This is a genomic window from Ruminococcus sp. CAG:330 (assembly GCF_000437175.1).
Lineage (GTDB): Bacteria > Bacillota > Clostridia > Oscillospirales > Ruminococcaceae > Ruminococcus_C.
Genome location: NZ_FR898025.1, coordinates 10,363 through 14,803, shown reverse-complemented (window position 1 = coordinate 14,803; position 4,441 = coordinate 10,363). Strand labels below are relative to the sequence as shown.

Annotated in this window: 4 protein-coding genes and 1 pseudogene; all 5 read right to left on the bottom strand. The window is 58.9% G+C overall.

The window, feature by feature from the left end:
- Positions 1 to 205 (bottom strand): annotated as a pseudogene (locus tag QZL66_RS03610) (indolepyruvate ferredoxin oxidoreductase subunit alpha); the annotation flags it as partial.
- A 166-nt stretch (positions 206 to 371) separates the two neighbouring features.
- Positions 372 to 1,469 carry an ABC transporter ATP-binding protein gene (locus QZL66_RS03605; RefSeq protein ID WP_022410393.1) on the bottom strand — a complete coding sequence of 366 codons (1,098 nt, stop codon included), beginning with the start codon at positions 1,467 to 1,469 and terminating at the stop codon, positions 372 to 374.
- A complete protein-coding gene (locus tag QZL66_RS03600) occupies positions 1,469 to 2,500 on the bottom strand; it encodes a FecCD family ABC transporter permease (RefSeq protein ID WP_022410392.1) in 1,032 nt (343 codons plus the stop codon). The genes QZL66_RS03605 and QZL66_RS03600 overlap by 1 nt, the downstream gene beginning before the upstream one ends.
- 13 nt (positions 2,501 to 2,513) lie before the next feature.
- Positions 2,514 to 3,656 carry an ABC transporter substrate-binding protein gene (locus QZL66_RS03595; protein ID WP_022410391.1) on the bottom strand — a complete coding sequence of 381 codons (1,143 nt, stop codon included), beginning with the start codon at positions 3,654 to 3,656 and terminating at the stop codon, positions 2,514 to 2,516.
- The coding region (locus QZL66_RS03590; protein WP_293601818.1) for a hypothetical protein at positions 3,656 to 4,441 on the bottom strand (786 nt) is incomplete at its 5' end. The genes QZL66_RS03590 and QZL66_RS03595, both read right to left, overlap by 1 nt.

The following is a 4,441-nucleotide window of genomic DNA, read 5'->3' as shown; positions in this document are numbered from 1 at the left end:
CGGCGTAGGAGGCGCCGGCAGCGGCTTCCAGCGCAGCCTTTTCATTGACTGACCATTCGACGTAGATGTCGCCGGGATTCCGCTTTGCCACGGTTTCCAGAATTTCGGTAGAGGGTGTTCCGGGATATCCGGAGACGAAGCTGACACCGGCGTGCATGGCACCCAGCGCAATGGCTTCGTTTCCCATTAAGAATTCAGTTTTCATTGTGTTTCGCTCCAATACGTGATACATAGTGTACCTATTTATTATAACGTTCCTGCCGGCATTTGTCAACGATTTCCGCCAGAAAAACAAACACAGAGCAGCATGTTGCCGCTCTGTGTTTCGATAAAACCATAAACATCTGTATGTCAAAGCGCATGCAGGATTTCTACTCCACACGTTTTCCCTGCTCCCGTGCAAGCTCCAGTAAATCCTGATTTCGTCGATTCATTGTCCCGAATGCTGCGCAGCAGCAGATCACGGTTTCGCACTGCGCCATACGCTGTGCCGCCCGCTGAAACGCCGCTTCGCCGACGGGTTCAAAGGCAGCTTCGGAGATGACCTCTGCCGCCAGCGCACGTGCCGTGGGAAAATCCAGATCGTTTTCCGGCAGCACACCGGCGTAGAACGGCACGCCATCCCGCTGCAGCCGGCGGTATACGGGGATTCCTGCACCGCCCCCGCCAATGACGAAGGTACGTGGCACTCCCGCAGGCGGCGGAAGCTCCGGTGTGCCGGCGTAGCTGTCGTAGCTGCCGCAGGTCATCTCGTAGAGGCTGGCAATATAGTCACCGGTGAAAATCTCGTCCGGTGTCCCGATGCGCTCGATGCGGTCGCCGTGGACGCACACCACCAGGTCGGACAGCTTCTGTGCCAAGTCCAGCTCGTGGAGGGAGAGCACTACCGCAATTCTGCGGGTGTGCACCAGTTCCTTGAGGATTTGCAGCAGCTCCAGCTGATAGCGGATGTCCAGAAAGGAGGTCGGCTCGTCCAGAATCAGCACCTTCGGCTCCTGACAGATGGCTTTTGCCAGCAGAATGCGCTGGCGCTGTCCGTCGCTGAGCTGCCGGAAATCCCGCTGTGCGAGGGCTTCGCCGTGTACCAGCCGCAGTGCCTCCTGTGCAATGTTCCGGTCATCATCAGAGAGGATGCCCAGCCGTCCGGTGTACGGATATCGTCCGGATTCCACCACGTCAATGCAGCGCATCCACTCCGTTTCCAGCCGCTGGGTCATGAGAATGGACATGGTCTGCGCCAGCTGCTGTCGTGGCAGCTCTGTAAGCGCCTTGCCCTGTAAAAAGACCGTGCCGGCGAGGGGCGCAAGCTGGCGGGAGATGCTCTTGAGGATGGTGGATTTTCCGGCGCCGTTTGGCCCGATGAGGGTGAGGATCTGTCCGGCACGCACGGAAAACGTGATGTCCCGAATCAGTGCCTCGTCGTGATAGCCCACGGTGAGCTGGTCGGTGTGTAAAAGAATGTCGTTCATCACATGCCCTCCCTCCGGCGCTTCTCCCGCCGCAGCATCATCCAGATGACTACCGGTGCACCGAAAACGGCGGTGACAGTGCTGATGCTCAGTTCTGTGGGGGAAAAGACGGTTCTCGCAATGCCATCGCAAAACAGACAGAATACCCCGCCGCCCAGAAAACAGGCGGGGAGAATCCACAGTGGCTTTGCCGTCCGGAACAGGCTCTTCATCAGATGGGGCACGGCAATCCCTACAAAGGAGATGGGACCGGCAAAGGCGGTGACGCAGGCGGACAGCACGCTGGACAGGAGAATCAGGGCGATGCGGAACAGCCGGATGTTGACGCCGAGATTCTGCGCATATGCCTCGCCCAGCTGGTAGGCGCCCATGGGCTTGGAAAGCAGAAATGTGCATAGCAGACCGGGAAAGACCGTCAGGGCAATGGTGCGGATGTCCCGCCAGCTGGTGCCGGAGAAGCTGCCCATAGACCAGTTGTGGAGGTTGACGATGTTGGAATCATCGGCAAAGGTGACCACGAAATCCGTGACCGCAGAGCAGATGTAGCCGATCATTACGCCGCAGATGATCAGCAGGGACATGCGGTGGACTTTTCCGGCGATGAGCAGAATGAACCCCATGGAGAGCATTGCACCGAGGAATGCGGCGGCAATGAGTCCCATTGACCCCAGCACCATGCCCTGTCCCAGAGAGAAGATCATGGCGAGGGCGACGGTGAGCTTTGCGCCGGAGGAGATGCCCAGAATGTAGGGGCCGGCGATGGGATTGGCAAAGAACGTCTGGAGCAGAAAGCCGGATACGGAGAGCGCTCCGCCCAGAACCACTGCCGCCAGACAGCGGGGCAGCCGAATCTCCCAGAGAATGCGCCACGCCGTGGGGTTCTGTTCCTGTCCGAGGAGCAGCCCCAGGACCTGAGACGGGGAGAGCCGGACGCTTCCGCTGCACAGATTGACAGCAAAGAGCAGCACCAGCAGCGCAGCCAGCAGCAGATACCGCAGCCAGCAGCGTGCCGCAGATGGATGATTTTGCAACGTGTGTTCCCTCCTATTGTACCCGGTGCAGGTAGGTCAGTTGTGTCTTGCCGTCTGCCTCGCCGGTGACCACGGCGTGCAGGTCGGCGATCATGTCCGCTGCGCCGGTGGTCTGCTGAAACATGTTCTGCTCGGTGCACCAGACGTTTCCGCTTTGCACAGCGGCAAAATCCGCCAGCAGGGGACTCTTTTGCAGCAGCTGGTCGATGGTGCTGACGGCGCCGTCAATGGTGCTGTTGTAGATGAGATAATCCGCATCCTTTGCACCAGCATAGAACGCCTCCATCTGGATGTTCATGGTAGAGAGGGCGTTTTCCTCCACATTCAGGTCATCGGCGGAAAAGATGTACTGTCCGCCGGCAAGCTCGATCATCTTGGAGATATAATCCCCCGGCTTCCGCACATTGACGCTGCCGTTGGAGCTGATGTAGAAAAATGCCACGGTTTTTCCGGTGCTTTCGCCGGTGCAGATATCATCCAGCTTCCGAGACTGCGCCTGAAAAAACGACTCTGCCGCTTCGGTTTTCCCCAGCAGCAGCCCGTAGAGCTTGATCCACTCCATGCGCCCCAGCGGGTGGGACTCATAGCTGGAGTGTTCCACCAGCACGGGGATTCCCAGCGTCTCCAGCTTCTCCCGAATCTCCGGACTGTGATAGATCATGGTGGACTCTACCGCCAATTCACAGCCGCCGGAGAGGATCGCCTCATAGTCTGGCGCACTGTACTTTCCCGCATATTCCAGCGTGCCGTTTTCCATGGCGCTTTGAACATTCGGCAAACTCCATCCGGTTTCGGCGGTGCTGGTCATGTGAACGCTGTCCAGTGCGCCGATGCCGTCAAACAGATCCATGGCGGAGCTGGCTGCCACATAGAGATTGTCCAGTGGCTGCTGAAGAATGGTGATGCTGTCATCCACACCGGCTGGCGGGGTTTCGTCCTCCGGTACCAGCAGGTACTGGTCTTTGCCGGCGATGGTGATGAGGGCATCCTTGCCGTAGTAGTCCACGGAAAATTCCTCGGCGTATTCCAGCGCCATGTGTCCCGTGGGGGAACGGTCTGCCCAGGCGCTGCCGGAGGAGGACTCCGCCGTTCCCGTTCCGCAGGCAAAGAGCAGCACACAGGGCAGCAGCAGACTGCATGCAGCGATCCGGCGCATCACTGCTTTTCCAGTGTGGCGGAGTCGAAGTACAGGGTGTACTCGATCTCGTGGGGGGTGCTCATGGCAGTGGTGTCTGCCGAAACCGGCATGGCGTAATCAAAGCCCAGCACAGGAATCCGGAATTCCGAGTTTCCGTCGTTGTTGACGGGGTCATACTGTACGCCGTCCACTTTCATATAGTCGTAGTTGGAGCTGCTCCAGAGGATGTCCGCCGTGACGCTGCCGTCTGCCACTGTGAGTGTTGCCGGAGATTCCACACTGGCACGGCCGGAACCACCCTCCAGTGTGACGGCAACGGTATAGGTGCCGTCCTCCAGATTCAGGCTTTCCACCGAGGTGTAAGCATCCTCGGTGCGTGCGTCCATGGGCAGGGAGTCCGCCCGGAATACCAGCGTGCGGTCATACCAGATCTGCTTTTTCTTGCTGAATGCTGCGCAGTCAATGCCGGTATCCAGCGCCTCCACCGGCACGGTAAAGGTATGTGTGCCGTCAGCGTTTTCTGTGAAGGGAATGTAGCTGTCCGCATCCGCCTGTTCGGCTTCCGCACCCGTTCCCATGTAGAGATAGAGGTAACCCGTTCCGCCCATGGTCATGGCAGCGGTCATGCTGCCGTCCTTGACGGTCAGCTGACAGGCTGTGACCTGGAACATGGTGGAGCTGGAATCCACGGTGATGTCATATACGCCGTCCTTGATCTCGCTGCCGGAGATGGGTTCCATGCCGTCCTGTACCACCTGAACCGTTTCGGCGGTGACAACGGCGGAGGATTCCTCGGAAGCGGC

Bases quoted from the DNA above. Each gene is read 5' to 3' on its own strand.
- QZL66_RS03605 (WP_022410393.1), bottom strand. From the start codon at position 1,469: ATGAACGACATTCTTTTACACACCGACCAGCTCACCGTGGGCTATCAC.
- QZL66_RS03595 (WP_022410391.1), bottom strand. From the start codon at position 3,656: ATGCGCCGGATCGCTGCATGCAGTCTGCTGCTGCCCTGTGTGCTGCTC.